Source organism: Danxiaibacter flavus, assembly GCF_041060425.1.
GTDB lineage: Bacteria > Bacteroidota > Bacteroidia > Chitinophagales > Chitinophagaceae > Danxiaibacter > Danxiaibacter flavus.
In genome coordinates this window covers 70,260-88,721 of sequence record NZ_JAULBC010000012.1, presented here as the reverse complement: position 1 = coordinate 88,721, position 18,462 = coordinate 70,260, and the positions used below count along the sequence as shown (strand labels likewise).

Sequence of the window (18,462 nt, the reverse complement as noted above, 5' to 3'; positions counted from 1 at the left end):
GACCGAAGCGAAGTTTTTTAAACCATATAAGTAAGGTGTCGGGCGCCAACGTTTCTTTGTAAACAACTGATAAAGCTTAAAGCCCAAAGCCTAAAGCCTAAAGCTGACCGAAGCGAAGTTTTTTAAACCATATAAGTCATATAAGGGCGTGTAAGACCTTACCACCCCAGGTTAATGCTGACCAGGGTAGTTTATCCCTACTCAGCCAGTTTGTGCCCTTCACCATTGACCATTCACTATTCACCAGTTGTATAGAAGTCATATAAGGGCGTATAAGACCTTACCTCCGAGGTTAATACTGACTAGAATAGTTTATACCTACGCAGCCTGTTTGGGCCCTTCACCAGTGACCATTCACTATTCACTAGTTGGATATAAGGCATGCAAGGGAATATAAGAGGCCTGCCCGGGCCATTTTCCGAAATCTAAGATCATCTTAAACTGAAGCGACAGATGAGGTAATCCCCATAAAAATATAAGGACATATAAGGCCTCACATGATAACTAACTTTCTCCAGGTAATACTCCGTCGTGACCGACCCTGAAAGGGTCGAAGCACTAGCATGGGGCAACGCCCTATGGATGGGGCAACGCCCTATGAAAATAAACAGCAAATACCGATCAAGCCCTGTAAGGGCGCAAGCAATAAAAGGGAGATTAGAAGCTCCATCTATGTACAACCGCTTGCTCTGTGAAAGAACGAAACCTGTTTCATTATTTCGATATGTTGCGTTATTTAACGATCTTGGATGATAAATGATGTGAAAGGTAATACCCAAATAATCATCGCATCTAAACCACATCGGCTAACCTTATCAACCAACATTGCATATGAAATCAACAATAATATTGACACTGCTAATAGTTACAGGCATTTCGTCATTAAACGCCCAGGAAACCATTCGCTGGCAAAATCCGCTCTCAGCTGATTTTCCTGTAGTACAAGGCCGGGCCTGGCAAACTGAGCTTTCCAGGCCCTACGACAGATTGCCTGCAAAAGCAGAAAAAACAGTTCGTACCGAAGTCTGGAATCTTTCCCACAATACTGCGGGAGAATATATTGATTTCACCACCAATGCAAAAGAAATTGTGGTCCGTTATGCTGTAAGCGGCGGATTAAACATGCCACACATGCCATCCACCGGCGTAAGTGGCGTTGATCTTTACGCCAAAGACAAACAGGGAGAATGGCATTGGGCGAGAGGCAAATACAATTTTTCAGACACCATCACTTATCGCTTTACCAATATTCAGTCGGCAACACCACTTACTTTTTTCAGGCTGTATTTACCGCTTTACAATACAGTAAAATGGCTGGAGATCGGCACTCCGGAAAAGGATCCTGTTGTTTTTCCGAAGGTTGGTGACAAGAAACCGCTGGTCTTGTATGGCACTTCAATATTACAGGGCGCATGTGCCAGCAGACCCGGACTTGCATGGACGAATATTCTTGGCCGGAAGCTGGATTTGCCGGTGATCAATCTTGGCTTCTCAGGAAACGGCCGGTTGGAACCGGCAGTAACAGATCTTCTGAATGAAGCGGAGGCTTCTGTTTTTGTGCTTGATTGTTTACCCAATCTTACTGCAAGAGATCAATTTCCTGACGACACCGTTCGGGCCCGCATACAGGCATCGGTTAAAAGCCTGCAGTCAAAACATCCGGCAACACCCATCTTGTTAACAGAGCACAGTTGTGGCATTGCTTCCGTAAGCTTGGATAGTGCAACCCTGGCTGAATGTGAACGGGTGAACAAAGTACTTCAGCGGACTTTTACAGACATGAAATCATCCGGCATAAAAAACATCTATCTGCTAACGGCAAAAGCAATTGGGCTTGGTGCAGAATCTACCGTAGATGGCATTCATCCAAACGATATTGGTATGATGCAGCATGCTACGGCATATGAAAAAGCAATACGACAAATTTTATCGCGGAAATGAGCGTGATACTCGTTTTACAAGCCTCCGTGCAACTCCGTATCTACTTGTGTCTTTCCTGTGTAACTGCATTTTTTAGTTACACAGAGCAACATGGAGAAGGCACAGAGATGCATAGAGAGCAGACCAAGATTCCCAAACAAATTACAATCTGGCAATAATTCTGACCACAGAACTGTCTTTGGTACAGCAGGAGTCTTTTCGAAAAGTGGCGATGCAGGCTTAACTAAACAACATGGCTTAGAATAATATCATCCCTTTGGGCAATGTCATTAAGTTAAGCACAGACATCTTCAACTTTGGAGATATCTCCTATCGTCGATATGACGATCCTGGCTTATCAGAAAAAGTAATCACAACAGCATCAATACCAAGTACAGAATAATGAGCAAGTCTGCAACCTCAACGTCACCTCGACGACAGGAGAGGTCTCCCGAATATAGAACTGATGGTGATATTTTATAAGCGTTTGATATGAAATCTCTTAACTTAATGACATTGCCCGAAGGGATTATGGTAAAAAGTACTCTAAAGCTTGCCTCGCAATATTGGTATTAAATCTCAAATAGTCCACCCGCAATTTTTCCGGTTTAACGGTTAAAGGGTTATCCCATAAACAATCGCCCCTGGTAATCTGTTGTACTATTTCAAATGAATGATTTGGTTGTACATTAATCCCCCTGACACAACAGATGAAACCTATTGGAAAAAATTTCCAGCAGTTTTGGGCACAGGAAACGAGCCTTACCGTTTTACTGGTTGTTCTGGCGGCGCATATTTTCATTATTATCCCGCTTGGTCAAAAAACGGTTTTTGGCCAGGTCATTTTTCTCTTCTTCTATATTTCTTTGCTTGTTGCCGGCATGTTCCTGTTGCTGAAAAATCCACGACTTAAAAGGATCACGCTTATATTGCTGATTTTACTCGCCGCAGGTATAGTATTGCGCTCGGCAGGATTTGCAGTCGCAGATAATCTGACTACCGCATTTTATTGCATTCTCCTGAGCTGGGTGGTGCTGCTGCGTACATTTGGCGAAGGTCCGGTTACTGTACATCGTATTTTTGGGGCCATCGTTGTATACCTGCTTATCAGCTTCATATTCGCGCTTTTATATCATTCTATTTTCCTGTTGAAAGGGGAAATCGCTTTTAAAGGGTTGAGTTCTGCTGACAGAAAGGAATTTATGTACTTCAGTCTTGTTACGCTTACCACCGTTGGTTATGGCGACATTAGCCCGGCATTACCATTCAGCCGGTCACTTGCCAACCTGGAAGCATTGATCGGTCAGTTATACCCTGCCATTTTGATTGCGAGACTCGTGTCTATGGAATTTGAATCGTCAAGAACAAAAAAAGAAAAATGATTATTGGGCTTAGTACGAGCCTTTATTATACAACATGTAATGCCCCTATCTTATGCACCAGTTTTTGAAAGACATCAAATCAACACCCATTTTCTGGATGGGCATATTTATACCGGTTGTGTTGGTACTTGAGTGGACACATGGCGCGTCGCATACCACTATGTTTGTGCTATCACTATTAGCAATTATTCCGCTCGCCGGTTTTTTATCGCACTCAACAGAAGGTATTGCTGCCAAAACCGGTGACACAGTCGGCGGCTTACTTAATGCAACGCTTGGCAATCTTACCGAACTGGTGATTTTTATTGCTGCACTCCGGCAGGGGTTGACAGAGCTTGTAAAAGCATCCATTGCGGGCGCTGTGGTCACCAATTCACTTTTCATGCTGGGAGTTTCTTTTCTTATCGGCGGATTAAAATTCAGGGTGCAAAATTTTAATAAGCTGAATGCATTCATCCAGTCTTCATTGTTGTTCATTGTGTGCATTGCGCTAATGGTACCAACGGTTGTGGCTAAAGTTTCAAAAGAAGAAAACATGCCGGCGATGGGACAGATCAGTCTTGGTATTTCTATTTTGTTAATGGCGATTTACCTGCTGAGTTTGTTGTTCTCCTTAAAAACGCATGCTGACTTTTTCAAATCAGAAGAAACCGGTCATGAAGGAGAGGAACATGTATGGCCGCTGAACATCTCGCTGATTGTACTCGCCATATCCGCCACCTGCATTGCAATTGTGAGTGAAATTTTTGTGGAAGGAGTACAGGATGCAGCTTCTAAAATAGGTTTGTCGCAAGGTTTTATCGGTTTCATCATTATTCCCATTGTTGGTGCTGCTGCAGAAATGATGGCAGCCTTTTCAGCTGCCAAAAAGAACAAGCTGGATATAAGCGTGGGCATTGCTATGGGAAGCTCGGCACAGATTGCGCTTTTTGTTACTCCGTTAATGGTAATACTTAGTTATTTCATCGCGCCCGCCCCCATAGATCTTAGCTTTACAGGCGGCCTCATTTTTATGCTGCTTTTTGGAACGTTAACGGTGGCATTGACTTCCAATCATGGTAAATCAACCTGGTACTTAGGGGTATTGCTTATTGCAGTGTATGCCATCTTTGGGGTTACATTGTTTTTTATGGATTAGGCCAAAACATACCCGGGCAACCTTGTTCCTAATGCATATCATGTTACAAAGTGACACCACATAGAAAAAAGAAATGCCGGGCATTGCTGGCCGGCATTAAATTTCACAAAAGGTATGGGATTTCAAAAAATGTGCAAATGTAGCCTACTTCCCCCGAAAGGGTAGCGCATTTTTTTATTTCTTAAGCGCGAATAAATTTAAAAGTCCTGCACAATCGTCTCTTCAAAACCTGGTCGCCTGTAGAATCTAGGTATTATAAGTCCTCCGCCTTTGTTTTATATTGGACGACATTGACTTTCAGGTCAGGTAAAAAACTGATTAGCAAATAGTTACTTCAATGGGAAAAGAAAACTTGATTCTTTGTAAATGGATCTGATGTGAAGAATTTTCACAGGTTGGATACGGTTACAAGACAAATATATGCTTAACGTTGGAACAAGCAAATTAAAATTTGTGAATTGCAATATTATTTATCACCTTAATATGCGGCAGAAACCAATTTGGAGGGAAAAAGTATTTGTCCTACAACTCGCAGTTGTAGGACAAATACTTTTTATTTCTTATTACGCCAATCGGAAAATCAGATAGCACGCAATGTAGCCTTCGGCTATCGATCTGCATGTTAAAGTGAAGTGGTGACGGATGCATATTTTCATCAGAGTTGAAAACGATGCTGTATAAGAGTGTAGCGGGTGTGCGCACCGGGTATGAGGTTGCAAGATGAGCTAAATGGAGAAGGAGCCGATTTGATTTTAGAATTATGTGGTTTAACCTGAATGTGTCTTCAAACTAAATATGCAGCGACAGGTTGTCCGCCTGCCGCTGCGTTAGGTTGTTATTATTTCTTTTTAAAATTTTGAATAATTGTTTCTGAATAGGTTGTATCAATAGATACTGTCATCGCTCCGCTGAAATCCGTGTTTATTGACCCTTTTAAAAGTGTTCTCTTATTAGGATAAACGTACACATTACGAACCACTTTCTCGCACACAGTCTCGTAATTCTCAGTCAGGCCCTCAATTGTAATGGTATGTGGTTGATTAGAACCAAAGATGCTACTGGAAATGTTAAATAATGGGTTTTCTGCGCGATTATAACGCCATGCCCAACCAAGAGGAACAATATTGCCCACTGAATCTCCTCCTGGATAATAATACAAGGGGAAATTGTCAAGTGTCATTCTTACAAGCTGCGCTTCAGCCGGAAGTGAGTCAGTAAGATTTAACTGTAGCTCCCCGGTAATACGCGAAAGCTTCACGCTCGTTGTTGCTGTATCTTTCACACCCACGACAGCATTGAATTTTTTATAAAATATTTCATCACCCGCAGTCTGCACAAAGAATTTATTCAAAAACGATTCACTGCTATCACCCATATATGGTTTGCCACGACTTCCAATCATAACAATAGTGTAATTGCCGGCAGGAAGTGAATCTCTGATTATTCCAAACTCAGCGCCAAGATGTTGACTGTAACTTGAATCCTGCTCCACCTTGCTCGCCAGATGGCCGGCTGAGTCATAAGCGATATACAACACATAACGCAGATAACTTCTGGCTGCAACTTCCTTGCTTGCGATCCTGCTATTAGACACTTCAATATCGCCAAGACTAAAATTAACCGGATACAATTTGGCGCTTACTGAAGGATTTACCGGCGGCGTAGGGTTGTTACTTGATTCAGGTGACGTGGACGTTTTAGTACATGCCACGCCAATAATGCAAAGACATGCCCATAATAATTTTTTGACGTTAGAGATGTTTGACATTGCAGTTTTGATTTTGAATTTTGTTGAATAATAGTATTGTTAAGATGTTAGTTTGAAGAGCTTGTGAAAAGTAATGCCGGGTGTTGCCAGCCGGCATTAAGTTTAACATTGGGTATATGATTTAGAAATTTTTTATGATTGGTTCGCCAGCATAATCGGGGTCGAAAATAACCGGCTGTCCGGCAACAGTACTATCCTGAGCGGCCAGGTCACCCTGCAGAATAAGCTTCTGGTTTGGTTTAATCACCACATCCTTTATTAATTTTTGATAGATCTTTGCACCATTTTTGTCGTAAGCATGCAAAACGATCTGCTGTTTAGCGTCAGATCCTAAGATGCTGAGTTTTATACTTACCAGAGGATTAACATCACGGCTATACGGAACGCCTTGGCTTGAAGCTCCCCATTGCCCCAATGTGTCCGCCGCCACATAGTAAGCCTGATCCAAATAATTAACTATCACCGATACCCAGGTAATTTCAGATGATAATGTATCAGTCAACCTGAGTTCCAACTCCCCGGTAACTCGCTCAAGTCTGATATTTGAAATGGCTGTATCAGCTTCACCAACCGTGATAGTGATTTTTTTAAAAAATGCTTCCCCTCCCAATGGCTTGAAGTACATACTGGCAAGAGTGGTGTCGCTGTTGTCCGTAGCAAACCAAGACGCTGTACCAATAAGCATGACGGTATATTTGCCGGCTGGCAATGAATCATTGATTACTCCCAATGTTGCACCAAGCTCATTAATTGAAGAATCCTGCTCAATTTTGCTAACTCGACGACCAGTTGAATCGAAGGCTGCATAATATAAGTGTTTTAAATAGTCTTTAAGCGGCATTTCCTTATTTGCATGCCTACCATTTAAAACTTCAAGATTTCCAATCTGAAACTGCACCTTAAAATTTTTAGTTGAAGCCGAAGATTCAATCGGGCTGGCAGCATTGTTATTTGGAGGAACGTCGTTTATCGATTTTGTACATGCTGCTCCCAGCGTTAAGAGACAAATTGATAAAATCATTTTAGTTGGCGAGAAAACCGGCATATAGTTTCTTATTTAGACTGAGGATAAATGCAGTTGATTCGTTGAGTTGTTTCATTACTCACAACCACAACACATAAGATTAAAAGTTTAAAACTTCTGGTTTATGGAACCGGTGCGTTTGTCCACCCACAGAGATCCAGCATTCTTGCCCCCAGTGTCAGACGTGTCAAAAAGTCTTCCCGTTAATATCGTTTTTCTGTTTGGATAGATATATACGCCTGTTATCACCCTTTGAGCAACTGGTTGTTCGTTAATATCACAACCTACAATAGTAACTGTGTGGGTTGTATTCGACCCCAAGTAGCCGATGCTGAAAGAATATGGATAGGCAAGTGAGCCCCATGAGGGAAAAAAATCTGTTATAGAAGACTGAAGCTCACCAGTGGCTATTTGCATGTGTAAATAGGTGCTGTCAACATACACCTTCTCCATTTTCACTTCTGGGTGCAGCGTATCTTTTAGATTTATTTCAAGAACTCCCGTTATTCGTTCCAGTTTTATAGGCGCTGCAATAGAGTCATGTTCTGAAACGGTTATATTAAATTTCTTTAAGCAGACATCTTCATGCCGGGTGAATAAATTGAACCTACTTAACAAGGTATCATCATAAAACTCAACAGAATAGTATTGAGCGCCCACAACCACGATAGTATAATCACCAACCGGTAACGAGTCGTTAATAACTCCAAAGTCAGGTCCGGCATATGCTAAAATGGAGTCCTGCACAATTTTGCTTATCAAACGACCAGTAGAATCATAAGCTCTATAAGACAAGTAATGCAGATAGTTTCTTACAGGCATTTCCCTGTTTGCAGTCCGTCCATCCGAAACATCGATATCTCCAAGGCTGAAACGAACAGCATATTTGCGTATTGCAGCTGATGTGTTCGCAGTTTTATCAGGTTTATCATTTTCATTCGGAGCGGTAGAGGATTTATTGCATGCCACCGCAACAACGCATAGGCATGCACATAATATTTTTTTTATGTAAGAAAGGCCACTCATAAATTATGTGGTTTAGAAGTTGTAAGTAATACTTTCGCTATAATCCGGATCAACTGTAACAACCATGGGATGTTGCCCATATGGTGCATCGGAAAGGGTTCCCTGCAATACAGTTTGTTTGTTGGGATCCAGTTGAACATTTTCAATTGTTTTCTGATACACAGGTTTATTATCAGCCGAATAGCCGGTGATGGTTACCGAGTGTTTGCCGGTAGTAGTAAAACAGTTGAAGTCGATAGACGCCGACGAAACGTTGTAATCGCTGGAAAACAAGACAGAATCAACACCAACTACAGCATCGTTATACGGACTAAAATAGACGGGTTGATTGTCCAGCTTAACGGAGATCTGCGTAACAACTGGTGGCAACGTGTCAGTGATCTTTACTTCAACGGCGCTGGTGATCCTGTTTAAGCGAACGCCGCTGTAAGCAGTATCTTTTGAGCCTACAATAAGGTTGATCTTCTTATAAAATACATCCTGCGAATCACCGCTGTAGAATTTGAGGAGGTTTACCAGGTTGTCAGCATTATTATTTGCATCAAAGATGTTCATGTTGCCTCCACCGAGGATAACAGTGTACTTACCCGGAGCAAGCGAATCCGTTATAGCGCCAAAATCTGCAGCAGAGCCGCCATTGGTAAGGTCCTGCACCTTCTTGCTGGCAAGAGCGCCGGTTGAGTCATACGCCCCATAGAACAAATAGCGCAGATATTCACCCGCAGCCATTTCTTTAAATGCAATGCGGCCATCTTTCTGAACATCTATATTGCCTAAACGAAAACTTACGCCAAACTTGCTGCGCGTGCCAGGCGGATTGGGCGGATCTGGCGGGTTAGGCGGTTGTTGCTGCTCTCCACCACTCGTGGATTTTGTGCACGCAAATAGTATTGACAAGCAACTTGCACAAAACAATAGGGTTATTTTATTCATAATTAGCCTTAGTAAATCTGGTTTACGGTTTATGTCATTTGGAAAATAAGGGGTGTTTCGGAGGATGGATTTAGGTACGATTGCTGTTAGTACGACAAATATAGGAGGAGGAAGGAAAGGGGCAAATTAAAATTTTGGGAAGGACCCAACTAATAGGTTGCCAGCCTGAGTCCTTTATACCTTTAAAAGAAGCTAGTCCGGTTGCGTAAAAAAGCCAACTTTTAGCAAATCAAAATCATAATAGACTTATTCCTATTTGGGCAGGTCGGATTTAGCTCATGACCTTAACTTCAACAGGACTAAGCCTCCATTTAATTTGAAAGATCATTTTCAAAAATCATTTTCTTCATCATTTTCAAAATCATTTTTTTCATCATGATTAAGTCGAAGATCACTTTCGCAAAAACTGCAAAGGCTTTCGGATGGGCTTTTTCGACCTAAACATTTGGGACATCTGTATGCACGTCTTTCACAGTCAAAACAAATCTCTTCGTAACTGTACTTTTTGTTTCCGCACATTGGACAAATCAATGATTGTTGATCTGTTGCTACATCATGTTGAAATTGATAGTGGTTTACATAACTACATTCCCCTTCGTTTTCTAAGGTAATTTGATAATGATATCCCTTGTCACTTATGAAACTGCATTCACCATCTCCTATGTCTTCACTTATAAAATGAGACTCGTCAAGCCATCCCCCGTTTGGCCAGTTAATTCTGATTAATTGACCGTTTTCAACCTCAACATTGAGCTCATAAGTATGTCTTGTTCCCGTGTTTGGATTATAGTACTCAACATCTGCACACCATATACCATCGGCATAATCTGATAGTTTTTCATCGTGTGCCGTACTCTCATCTTCTTGATTAGACCAGACAACAACAGTTTCAATGTGCTTTGCAGAAGTACTTTCTTTACTTTTACATCCGGTAGACACAACAACTACTACTAACAGAAGTCGAAAAAGATGCTTCATTTATTACTTGAATTATTATAGATTCTGAAACTTAAAACCTGCATTTCAGTTTTAACAGAAATTGTGTAGGTGTTCTTCGCTGGTCTATTACTAGCCATAAAACATTTAAATCATTTCTTTACTGGCAAACTCCGCATCTGCCACCGTCCTTACTACAATGCTTGCAATATTTACAATTTTTGCATGCCTTGCAAGTTTTATCACCATTACATGTTGCATATTTTCTTGAAGTGTAGCCATAAACGGTTAACATGGTAACGGCTAAAGCGCTAATAATGAGAACTTTTTTCATTTCGTTGGGTATATAGTTTACGGATGTTCTTTGTCGGATTTGGATATCGGAGTGTTTAAATCGTATTCACACACACATATACATCCATGCACAACACAGACTTGCAAAGGTATTTTTTGTGGGAAAACACTCCTGTGTCAAATTGCACAAAAATTTTTCATTGAAAATTTTTCCGAATACGATTCAGCGTTTCACGACTCATTCCCAAATATGAAGCAAGATGAGTTAGAGGTACTTGTTGAAAATAATTGGGATGATTGTCTAATGTATGTTTATAGCGCTGAGCAGGAGACATTAATTTAAACATGCTTGAATGCTCTTCTTCTTTGAGATATAGCTCTTCAAAAAAACGAAACAGTAAAAAGTGGAGAGAATTATTATTTAGAAATAGCTCAATAGCGTCGGACCTGGAAACGTAAAAGACCTTGCAATTTTCGGCAGCGACCAAATTTAAACTAGAGGGGGACTGGCGAATAAAACTTCTAAAATTACAAGCCAAATCTTCTTCGAAGTAAAAATTAATGTTGATCTCTTTTCCTTCGTGTATTTCAAAACCGCGTATACTCCCATTGTTAATATAATAATAACACTTGCATATTTGCCCCTCTTTTAGTATCACTTCACCCTTTTTTAAATCTCTTTCATGCATTATAGAGCATAACTGGTCAAAATCCTTCTTAGATATTCGTGCCAAAGATTCAAGTTTCTTCTTATACCTGAGTAGCTTTTGGTGTTTATCATAAGCTTGCATCGCGTCAAGATTTAGGTTGGCAACTTGGAAAAAACAGAAAAACGACCCTTATCAAAGATATTCTTTTTGAGCGACATCCATTTCGCGAACACCGTAATGTATGTTTTCGATCGTCGACGATGATCCCTTGTCGAGTAGATCTAATCTCCTATTGACAACCCCAATGTGAAAATCAATACGTTTAGATTCCGCCTCGCCTAAATGTGCGAAATTGATCGAATCCAACTTTTTCGTAAAAAAGCGTTTTTACAGAAATTAGATTAAACCTTTATTAATCGTTTTTACTTTTTACTTTCTCCTCCTCATCATCAAACCACTCTGCAGTCAACCAACAACTTTCTATCTTAGGAAGGGTTTTAAAGCAATCAAACTCCGTTCTGACGCGTCGCTATCAGTTATATTTTCCGCCCTCGCCCTCTCTGTTTATCCTGCACATTTTTGATCGCCTTCTTAATTTCCTGAATATCCACTAAATCCTGGCTTCTGCCCGAAGCTTCTTTGTTTTTTAGAAAATCATTCAATCCGATGTAATTGATTATAACCCCGTCTGCATCCATCTGTTGCATATTTTTGACAGCTTCGTCAAATTCGAGCCCATCAATGTTGTTGAGAATGTCTATGCGCAACGGAGGGTAGCCTATCTGGGTAATATACCCTGGTCTTAAAAAATCTTCTTTCTCAAATCCAAGCGCACCCATGCCAAAGTCTTTCAGCACTTTCAACATCTTTGAAGCGTTCGTGTTAGAAATGTTTATCCAAATATCAAGATCGCCTGTATGGCGTGGTTTACCATGAAATGCAAGCGCATATCCACCCACCACCATATAAGCTACCTTATGCTTATTTAGCAGTTTAATAAAGTCTTCGAAATCCCGCGCAAGTATCATCCTTTTATCTTTTGTTTATTGACAATCTTTTTGTTCATCCGGTCATCTTTACCGAGCGATTGGGATATAATGAAAGTTACGGCAGCAACGCGCTTAGCTGCAGGTTGAGCGAGCCAGTATGCCAGATCATCACTATGCTCATTTGCATCTTTCATGGCAAACCGACGAACAACGGGAACAATTCTGCCCGCGATATTAGCTGTCTCCTTTTCCATTTGTTTCGGGCGTACAATTATATCTTTTCGCTCAATACGCACGTCATCATTTTCGTAGTGAGTTTTTGCTTTACTTAAGTAGTTGTTGAGCGTATTGTAATTGTATTCGGGATAGCTTAAGCATAAGTTTTTAAGATTAGAAAACACTTCGAATGAAAGATCCTTCCGATTTTTCCAATGAATGGTCACTACCCGTTTGTTAGATGCGTTTCCCATGAAAGCAAATATAACCAATAAAGTGATCATATTTGTCATAAACAGCAGATAGGTTTCACGCAAAGGTGCAAAGAACGGTTTCACGCAATCCCCACAGTACTGTGGGGACGCAGCGGAGCAACGGCACGGCGGCGTGCTTATTGTTGCATCATTGCAAACTTTAGATAGTATTGCATCGTATGAATAGTCCGCCGCGTCGCCGCCTCTTTGCGTGCGCTGCGAGAAATGACTAGCAGCCCTCTGCGCCTCTGCTCCTTTGCGTCCTTTGCGTGAAACAATTCCTTTTTTATCGCCGCAAGCGATAGAATAAGGCTGCGAAGCCCCGAGGCTTAGCAGAGCGTGTGTGCCGCCGCGCCGTCCCCACAGTACTGTGCGGGACCGCGTGAAATAACTCCCCTTTACTACCATCCCGGATTTTGCGGCAACAAATTCGGGTTTAATGTTAATTCCTGCGTTGGAATCGGATAGAGATACAATTTATCTTTCCATGTTCTCGATATAATATCCGTATACACACGGATATAGCTATCCTTATCTAACGGCATCCCTGAAACATCATACTTGTACTGCGCTATTGTTTGTGGCAGCAGCTTCATGCCTAAAATGCTTTCAGGATTTTCCAGCAGCTTTCCAGCCTTCCAGCGCAGTATGTCATCTGAGCGGAAACCGTCACCGGCGAGTTCAATCTTCCTTTCGCGTCTTATTTCATCGAGCAATACAGGCAGGGCGGGAAATTCGGAGCCCGGATCTTTTTGCAGTGATGCAATTACCATGTTGGGCATTCCCACTCTTTTGCGAAGCTTGTTGATCGTATTGTCAATTACCGCTTGTGTGCAGGTATTTAATTCTGCTTTTGCTTCGGCCTCAATCAATAAGATCTCCGCATAACGGAATACAAAAAAGTCAAGCACCGATTGGTTAGCGTTCCATGTAGCAATATCGCTGGAGCGCCCCTTGATGGTTTGGTATCCGGTGGATGTAACAGCGGTGCCAATTCTCGGCAGCGAGATCGTGTCTTTGGAACCATCCGTATTTACAAGAAATACAAAGCCTCGTGTGGCGATCGTCTGTTTAAAACGCGGATCACGATTAATGCACTCTGCATCCAGTGAATCATCGCCTTTGTATAAATGGCTGAGCGATATGGGCAGTCCGTCAGTACATAAATAAGATCGTACAAAGCTTTTGCTATAGCCGCAGTTTGTTTCACCCAATGCTCTTGATATATTGTTCATCCGCACGTCCTTCAAATAGCGCATTGGAAAAATCGCTTCTTTGTTGTTCAGCAATTCCTGCTGGATGAATAAGTTGTAATAATCCTTATCGGGATTGCCGGTACTGTACACATCATACAGACCAGCACTGCGGATTGCTTCGGCATTGCTCGCCGCTTCCTGCAGGTATACAACATCATCACCTTCGCCAAAGTATCTTCTGTGTGTTCCTTCCCACAAACAGATCCTTGCCTTGAGGGCCATGGCAGCATATTTGTGCAGACGGCCCGACTCGGCCTTCTCGGGCAACGGCAGGTTGTTTATCGCAAAATTCAGATCACTCAAAACGGAATCCATCACCATTTTTCGCGGATCGCGCTTTGCATACAACAGGTAGGATGTGTCAACAATATAACTTCCCATCCAGGGCACATCACCAAACAGCTTTACCTTTCCCCAATAAGAATGGGCACGGAAAAAACGGGCTTCTGCAGCATATTTGCTTTTGACATCATTAGATGCATCTGCAACCTTGTAACGGCTTAAAAAATAATTGCAGGATCTTATCGTGGCCCAGTCCGAACTGCTCCAAAATCCACCGCTGACGGGCACTACATACTGGTCGGCCCAAAATGCAAATTTCGACTTGGGCACCATGATGTCTGAGTTCACATCGCCGGGAAAGGATTGCTCCGGCAGCGTTGTGTACAAGGTGTTACAAAACAGTTTCAGGTCATTCTCATTTTTAAAATATGTTGGTTCGCTAAGGGCATCCATCGGATACCTGTCTAAGAAAGCTTCTTTTTTGCAGCCCATCAAAAGCAAGATCGATAGTGCTATATACGATATGTTAGATTTCATGTTTAATAAAGTTTAGTTTTTTAAAGCGTTATAATCCCAGTTGCAGGCCAAAGGCAATGGCTCTGTTCAATGGGTATCCCCTGAAGTCCAGTATTTCAGGATCGTATGCTTTAAACAATTTGGTGAATTCAAACAGATTTTGGCCGGTTACATAAACGCGGAGCCTGCTTAATTTGGCCTTGTCGGTCCATTGTTTGGGAAAAGTGTAGCCCACTGACAGTTCCTTCATTCGCAGGTAAGACGCATGTTGCAGGTATTTTGATTGTGTTTCATAATTGCCTCCGCCAAAGCGAATCCTGGGAAAATAGGCATTGTTGTTTTGCGGTGTCCAGTAATCTTTTGCATATACCATGGGAACACTCCATTCGCTGGCGAAAGCTCTGAAAGCATTGTCCGCCATCCACACGTCACGCTTTGCAATGCCCTGCACAAAAATTACCAGGTCAAGCCCTTTATAACTTACAGATGCATTAATGCCATACTGGTAGCGTGGAGTGTTATTACCGATGATCTTTCTATCACCCGGATCAGTCACCGAATTGGCACCGGGAGTTATGCCCGATTTTCCATCCAGGTCCTTGTATTTAATATCGCCGGCAAGCCACCTACCGTTCCAGATCTTTGACTGATCTGCAGCCGCAGCATCTTCATCTGATTTAAAATACCCGTCAGTGACATAGCCCCATATTTCACCCATTTTCTGACCTGTGTAATTGCTGCCGATCACTTTGTTTGGATTCAGGTCATATTTGGTGATCTCAGCCTGGTAATCAGACAATGCAAGACCAACGGAATAGGAAACATCCTTACCCACTTTGTCTTTCCAGCTTAGATTCAGCTCCCATCCACGCGTTTTTAAATCCGCTGCGTTCTGACGTGGCGCAGTCGTTCCAAGCACTGCGGGTAACGGGGAGCCTGCTACAACCATGCCTTTGGTGGCGCGTGTGTACCATTCAAAATAGCCGGTTAACTTCTCATTCAAAAAGCCAAAGTCAAGTCCTATATTATTGCTCGTAACTTTTTCCCATGTAAAGTTGGAGCTTACAAGGCCGGGAGTCGAAACACCCATACCAAGCTGATCTCCATAAATGTAATTCACCGCATTAGCTGTCATTGTTGAAATGTAGGGATAGTTGGATGCCACAGCCTGGTTGGCCAATGTTCCGTAAGATGCCCTGATCTTTAAATTGCTGACGACATTGCTGAACGGTTCAAAAAATGCTTCTTTCGAAATGCGCCATCCTGCGGATACTGAAGGTGAAAAATAATAGCGGTTACCTCTTGCAAATTTGGAACTGCCATCATAGCGGCCATTAACTTCCAGCAGGTACTTATTAGCATAAACATAATTTAACCGGAAGAAGTTACCAGATAATGCCCATTCTGATTGACTGCCACCAACAGATGGCTTGCTATCGTTATTTAAATTGATAGAAGGCAGCTCCTGGTCAATCAGGTTTTTAGCATACTCCGTTCTATACTTTGATTGTTTTAATTCCTGGTTATAACCAACTGTGGCTTTTACGTAATGCTTGCCGGCAAAAGTATTCTCGTAATCAGCGTATGCATTTAAAGCATAATAGTTATCGTTTGAAAAGCTTTCTGTAACACCATTGGGCTTTGTCCAGGCAAATAACCCCAGCGGCATGCCGTTCACACCATATTCCATAAACTCTTTATAGTTCTGCTGGTTAAAATTGGTGTAGTTGTTCCATGTATAATCTGCTGTTACCGTAACGTGTTTAACCGGTTTAAGTATCGCTCTTCCTGTGAGCCATAGATCATTTGCTGTTGTTTTTGAACGACCGTTCTGTTCCATCACTGCAATGGGATTGGTAAAACTGCCTTGCCCGGAATAGTTACCATCGGGATGTTTAACGGGCATAAGGGGTCGCGCATCGCCCGTGATCCAACCACTGCTTGTGCCACCGTTGTTGGTTGGCGCCGGCGTATTGTAATCCCAATGATTGAGTAAAATGCTCGCATTTACGGTAAACCAATCTGTGATCTCCGTTTTTACTTTTAGACTTGGGTTCAACCGGTTATAACGCTGGTCTGCCAATTTTAAAATGCCTCCCTGCGTAAAATATCCCAATGAAGCGGCATAAGATGTTTTTGCATTGCCACCGGACAGGGACAAATTGTGCTGTTGCATAGCTGCCCAACCGGGATATAATTCTTTAATCCAGTCTGTGTTTCCAACATAACGGTATTTGTTGGGATTTCCGGGATCAATATATACCGTTGAATTATTAGCCGGGTCGTTAAAGTAAGCTGTTGTCAGAACCGAATCCTGTTCCGTAAATACAGAACTTGCTTGTGTACCGCCATTCATACCCGTTCGGTTTGCTTCGTTGAATATGCGGATATAGTCAACGGAGTTCAGGTACTTGGCCTGGCGCGTTGGCTTGAAAATCGTGTACGAGCCTGAGTAATTAATTTTAGGAACACCACCCGCAGCTTTTTTTGTAGTAATAAGAATAACGCCATAAGCGGCACGCCCTCCGTAGATGGCCGCAGAGGCCGCATCCTTTAACACAGTTACACTTTCCACATCAGCCGGGTCAATTAAATTGGCATCCATTTGTACGCCATCTACCAATATCAGCGGACTGCCTCCGTTTAAACTTGTAGTTCCACGTATATTAAACGTTGCGCCCATGCCCGGTGCGCCGTTGGCAAATGAAATGTTCAGGTTGGGAACCAATCCCTGCAGGCCTTGTCCAACGTTTGTTATGGGCCTGTCCTGAAGCGTTTTTCCACTTACTGTTGCTACAGCACCCGTAAGGTTCACTTTTTTTTGTGTGCCGTATCCAACCACCACAACATCTTCCAACACGGCATGTGTTGCGGTGAGCCTGATTTCAAGCGGTGTGGATGTTGACGTGATCTTTACTGTTTGATCTGCATAACCCATTGCTGATATAACCAGCTCCTGGCCAACCTGTGCGTTCAATTCGAAAAAGCCATTTTCATTTGAAGCAGTTCCACGCTGTGTTCCTTTGATCATAACGCTGGCGCCGGCGACGGCTTTGCCGGAAGAGTCGGTAATGGTTCCGGAAAGTTTATGATCCTGTGAAAAGGCTTTATTCAATAATGCCAGGTTGAGTGCTATTAAAACAAGGAAGGATTTAACTATAACACTATGGGTACAGCATGACGGGGACCATTTGTATTTTTTGTTCATACAAGCAGGTGATTTTACGTTAAATAAAATTGTTTAGGCGAGCAATGTTGTTTGGTTATGAAGGCTTCGTAAACGTTGGCAGATGTCTGCACTTGTGCGAATGAAAGATTTGATTATAGTGATGTTTTTTTCATTGCCGTCTGCTTTAGCTGACGGAAAATAAAATTTCCTGAATATGGCTTTAGCCATACATTTCTGTTTTTGGCTAAAGCCCACGATAGAAGATCAATCACTATCCGTCAGCTAAAGCAGACGGCAATGAATTTATTGATCCGATCACGCTATTTTTCGAGCATTTATATTGCCAATCATAACCAACCAACATTCTACAGCGAACCGGCTTTCCGGCTTCTTTTACCAGAAAGCATGTGCGGCGGTGCGGGAACACCGCAGTCTTTTTGGGTGATGAATTTTATATCATAAGTGGTTGGTTTTAGGGGTTATTAAATATTATGACCGAAAGAAATAACTGTTTGTGGAAGTATTAATAAACAATTCTGATACAATAGCGAGGCTTACCGTTTTATACGGCTGCGGCGATAATCCTTACAAGTATTGTTGCTTGTTATATGGATTACGCGCAATATGGATTTAGTAGGTAATAGTATTTTTTTCATGAGCTGTTGCAATCTGTTGGTTAAGGGTAATATTGTAAGCGATGCTGTTAACG

Annotated in this window: 15 protein-coding genes; 3 read left to right on the top strand and 12 right to left on the bottom strand. The window is 42.1% G+C overall.

What is annotated here, in order from left to right; genetic code table 11:
- Positions 1-136 precede the first annotated feature (136 nt).
- The gene (locus QTN47_RS26350) at positions 137-262 is read right to left on the bottom strand and encodes a hypothetical protein (protein WP_369332449.1); all 126 of its coding nucleotides are present in this window, start codon (positions 260-262) and stop codon (positions 137-139) included.
- A gap of 569 nt (positions 263-831) precedes the next feature.
- Between QTN47_RS26350 and QTN47_RS26345 the strand changes: the two genes are divergently transcribed.
- The 3 genes from QTN47_RS26345 (at position 832) to cax (ending at position 4,440) form a co-directional block, all read left to right on the top strand.
- On the top strand, positions 832-1,941 hold the full coding sequence (locus tag QTN47_RS26345) for an SGNH/GDSL hydrolase family protein (RefSeq protein WP_369332448.1): 1,110 nt from the start codon (positions 832-834) through the stop codon (positions 1,939-1,941).
- A 689-nt stretch (positions 1,942-2,630) separates the two neighbouring features.
- Entirely contained in the window at positions 2,631-3,302 is a 672-nt protein-coding gene (locus QTN47_RS26340) for a potassium channel family protein (RefSeq protein WP_369332447.1), read from the top strand.
- A gap of 52 nt (positions 3,303-3,354) precedes the next feature.
- On the top strand, positions 3,355-4,440 hold the full coding sequence (gene cax, locus QTN47_RS26335; RefSeq protein WP_369332446.1) for a calcium/proton exchanger: 1,086 nt from the start codon (positions 3,355-3,357) through the stop codon (positions 4,438-4,440).
- 838 nt (positions 4,441-5,278) lie between these two features.
- Here the strand turns inward: cax and QTN47_RS26330 are convergent.
- The 11 genes from QTN47_RS26330 to QTN47_RS26280 all read right to left on the bottom strand — a co-directional run bounded on the left by QTN47_RS26330 (position 5,279) and on the right by QTN47_RS26280 (position 17,792).
- Positions 5,279-6,208, bottom strand: coding sequence for a hypothetical protein (locus QTN47_RS26330; protein ID WP_369332445.1), 930 nt, complete (start codon positions 6,206-6,208; stop codon positions 5,279-5,281).
- A 121-nt stretch (positions 6,209-6,329) separates the two neighbouring features.
- Entirely contained in the window at positions 6,330-7,253 is a 924-nt protein-coding gene (locus QTN47_RS26325; RefSeq protein ID WP_369332444.1) for a FimB/Mfa2 family fimbrial subunit, read from the bottom strand.
- 87 nt (positions 7,254-7,340) lie between these two features.
- Positions 7,341-8,258, bottom strand: a complete 918-nt coding sequence (locus tag QTN47_RS26320; protein WP_369332443.1) for a hypothetical protein — start codon at positions 8,256-8,258, stop codon at positions 7,341-7,343.
- A gap of 12 nt (positions 8,259-8,270) precedes the next feature.
- Complete coding sequence (locus QTN47_RS26315; protein ID WP_369332442.1) at positions 8,271-9,191, bottom strand: hypothetical protein; 921 nt, start codon at positions 9,189-9,191, stop codon at positions 8,271-8,273.
- A gap of 330 nt (positions 9,192-9,521) precedes the next feature.
- Entirely contained in the window at positions 9,522-10,169 is a 648-nt protein-coding gene (locus QTN47_RS26310) for a hypothetical protein (RefSeq protein WP_369332441.1), read from the bottom strand.
- A 105-nt stretch (positions 10,170-10,274) separates the two neighbouring features.
- On the bottom strand, positions 10,275-10,409 hold the full coding sequence (locus QTN47_RS26305) for a hypothetical protein (RefSeq protein WP_369332440.1): 135 nt from the start codon (positions 10,407-10,409) through the stop codon (positions 10,275-10,277).
- Between the two features lie 209 nt (positions 10,410-10,618).
- Complete coding sequence (locus QTN47_RS26300) at positions 10,619-11,212, bottom strand: Crp/Fnr family transcriptional regulator (protein WP_369332439.1); 594 nt, start codon at positions 11,210-11,212, stop codon at positions 10,619-10,621.
- A gap of 395 nt (positions 11,213-11,607) precedes the next feature.
- The gene (locus QTN47_RS26295; protein ID WP_369332438.1) at positions 11,608-12,099 is read right to left on the bottom strand and encodes a nucleotidyltransferase; all 492 of its coding nucleotides are present in this window, start codon (positions 12,097-12,099) and stop codon (positions 11,608-11,610) included.
- Positions 12,096-12,938, bottom strand: a complete 843-nt coding sequence (locus QTN47_RS26290; RefSeq protein WP_369332437.1) for a hypothetical protein — start codon at positions 12,936-12,938, stop codon at positions 12,096-12,098. Before QTN47_RS26290 ends, QTN47_RS26295 begins: the two co-directional genes overlap by 4 nt.
- Positions 12,932-14,605 carry a RagB/SusD family nutrient uptake outer membrane protein gene (locus QTN47_RS26285; protein WP_369332436.1) on the bottom strand — a complete coding sequence of 558 codons (1,674 nt, stop codon included), beginning with the start codon at positions 14,603-14,605 and terminating at the stop codon, positions 12,932-12,934. Before QTN47_RS26285 ends, QTN47_RS26290 begins: the two co-directional genes overlap by 7 nt.
- A 28-nt stretch (positions 14,606-14,633) precedes the next feature.
- Positions 14,634-17,792 carry a SusC/RagA family TonB-linked outer membrane protein gene (locus QTN47_RS26280; RefSeq protein ID WP_369332435.1) on the bottom strand — a complete coding sequence of 1,053 codons (3,159 nt, stop codon included), beginning with the start codon at positions 17,790-17,792 and terminating at the stop codon, positions 14,634-14,636.
- Positions 17,793-18,462 lie beyond the last annotated feature (670 nt).

What these genes read in the sequence shown, in the direction of transcription:
- QTN47_RS26350 (WP_369332449.1), bottom strand. Translation starts at nt 262, where the DNA reads ATGACTTCTATACAACTGGTGAATAGTGAATGGTCAATGGTGAAGGGC.
- QTN47_RS26345 (WP_369332448.1), top strand. Translation starts at nt 832, where the DNA reads ATGAAATCAACAATAATATTGACACTGCTAATAGTTACAGGCATTTCG.
- QTN47_RS26340 (WP_369332447.1), top strand. Translation starts at nt 2,631, where the DNA reads ATGAAACCTATTGGAAAAAATTTCCAGCAGTTTTGGGCACAGGAAACG.
- cax (WP_369332446.1), top strand. Translation starts at nt 3,355, where the DNA reads ATGCACCAGTTTTTGAAAGACATCAAATCAACACCCATTTTCTGGATG.
- QTN47_RS26330 (WP_369332445.1), bottom strand. Translation starts at nt 6,208, where the DNA reads ATGTCAAACATCTCTAACGTCAAAAAATTATTATGGGCATGTCTTTGC.
- QTN47_RS26325 (WP_369332444.1), bottom strand. Translation starts at nt 7,253, where the DNA reads ATGCCGGTTTTCTCGCCAACTAAAATGATTTTATCAATTTGTCTCTTA.
- QTN47_RS26320 (WP_369332443.1), bottom strand. Translation starts at nt 8,258, where the DNA reads ATGAGTGGCCTTTCTTACATAAAAAAAATATTATGTGCATGCCTATGC.
- QTN47_RS26315 (WP_369332442.1), bottom strand. Translation starts at nt 9,191, where the DNA reads ATGAATAAAATAACCCTATTGTTTTGTGCAAGTTGCTTGTCAATACTA.
- QTN47_RS26310 (WP_369332441.1), bottom strand. Translation starts at nt 10,169, where the DNA reads ATGAAGCATCTTTTTCGACTTCTGTTAGTAGTAGTTGTTGTGTCTACC.
- QTN47_RS26305 (WP_369332440.1), bottom strand. Translation starts at nt 10,409, where the DNA reads ATGGCTACACTTCAAGAAAATATGCAACATGTAATGGTGATAAAACTT.
- QTN47_RS26300 (WP_369332439.1), bottom strand. Translation starts at nt 11,212, where the DNA reads ATGCAAGCTTATGATAAACACCAAAAGCTACTCAGGTATAAGAAGAAA.
- QTN47_RS26295 (WP_369332438.1), bottom strand. Translation starts at nt 12,099, where the DNA reads ATGATACTTGCGCGGGATTTCGAAGACTTTATTAAACTGCTAAATAAG.
- QTN47_RS26290 (WP_369332437.1), bottom strand. Translation starts at nt 12,938, where the DNA reads ATGGTAGTAAAGGGGAGTTATTTCACGCGGTCCCGCACAGTACTGTGG.
- QTN47_RS26285 (WP_369332436.1), bottom strand. Translation starts at nt 14,605, where the DNA reads ATGAAATCTAACATATCGTATATAGCACTATCGATCTTGCTTTTGATG.
- QTN47_RS26280 (WP_369332435.1), bottom strand. Translation starts at nt 17,792, where the DNA reads ATGAACAAAAAATACAAATGGTCCCCGTCATGCTGTACCCATAGTGTT.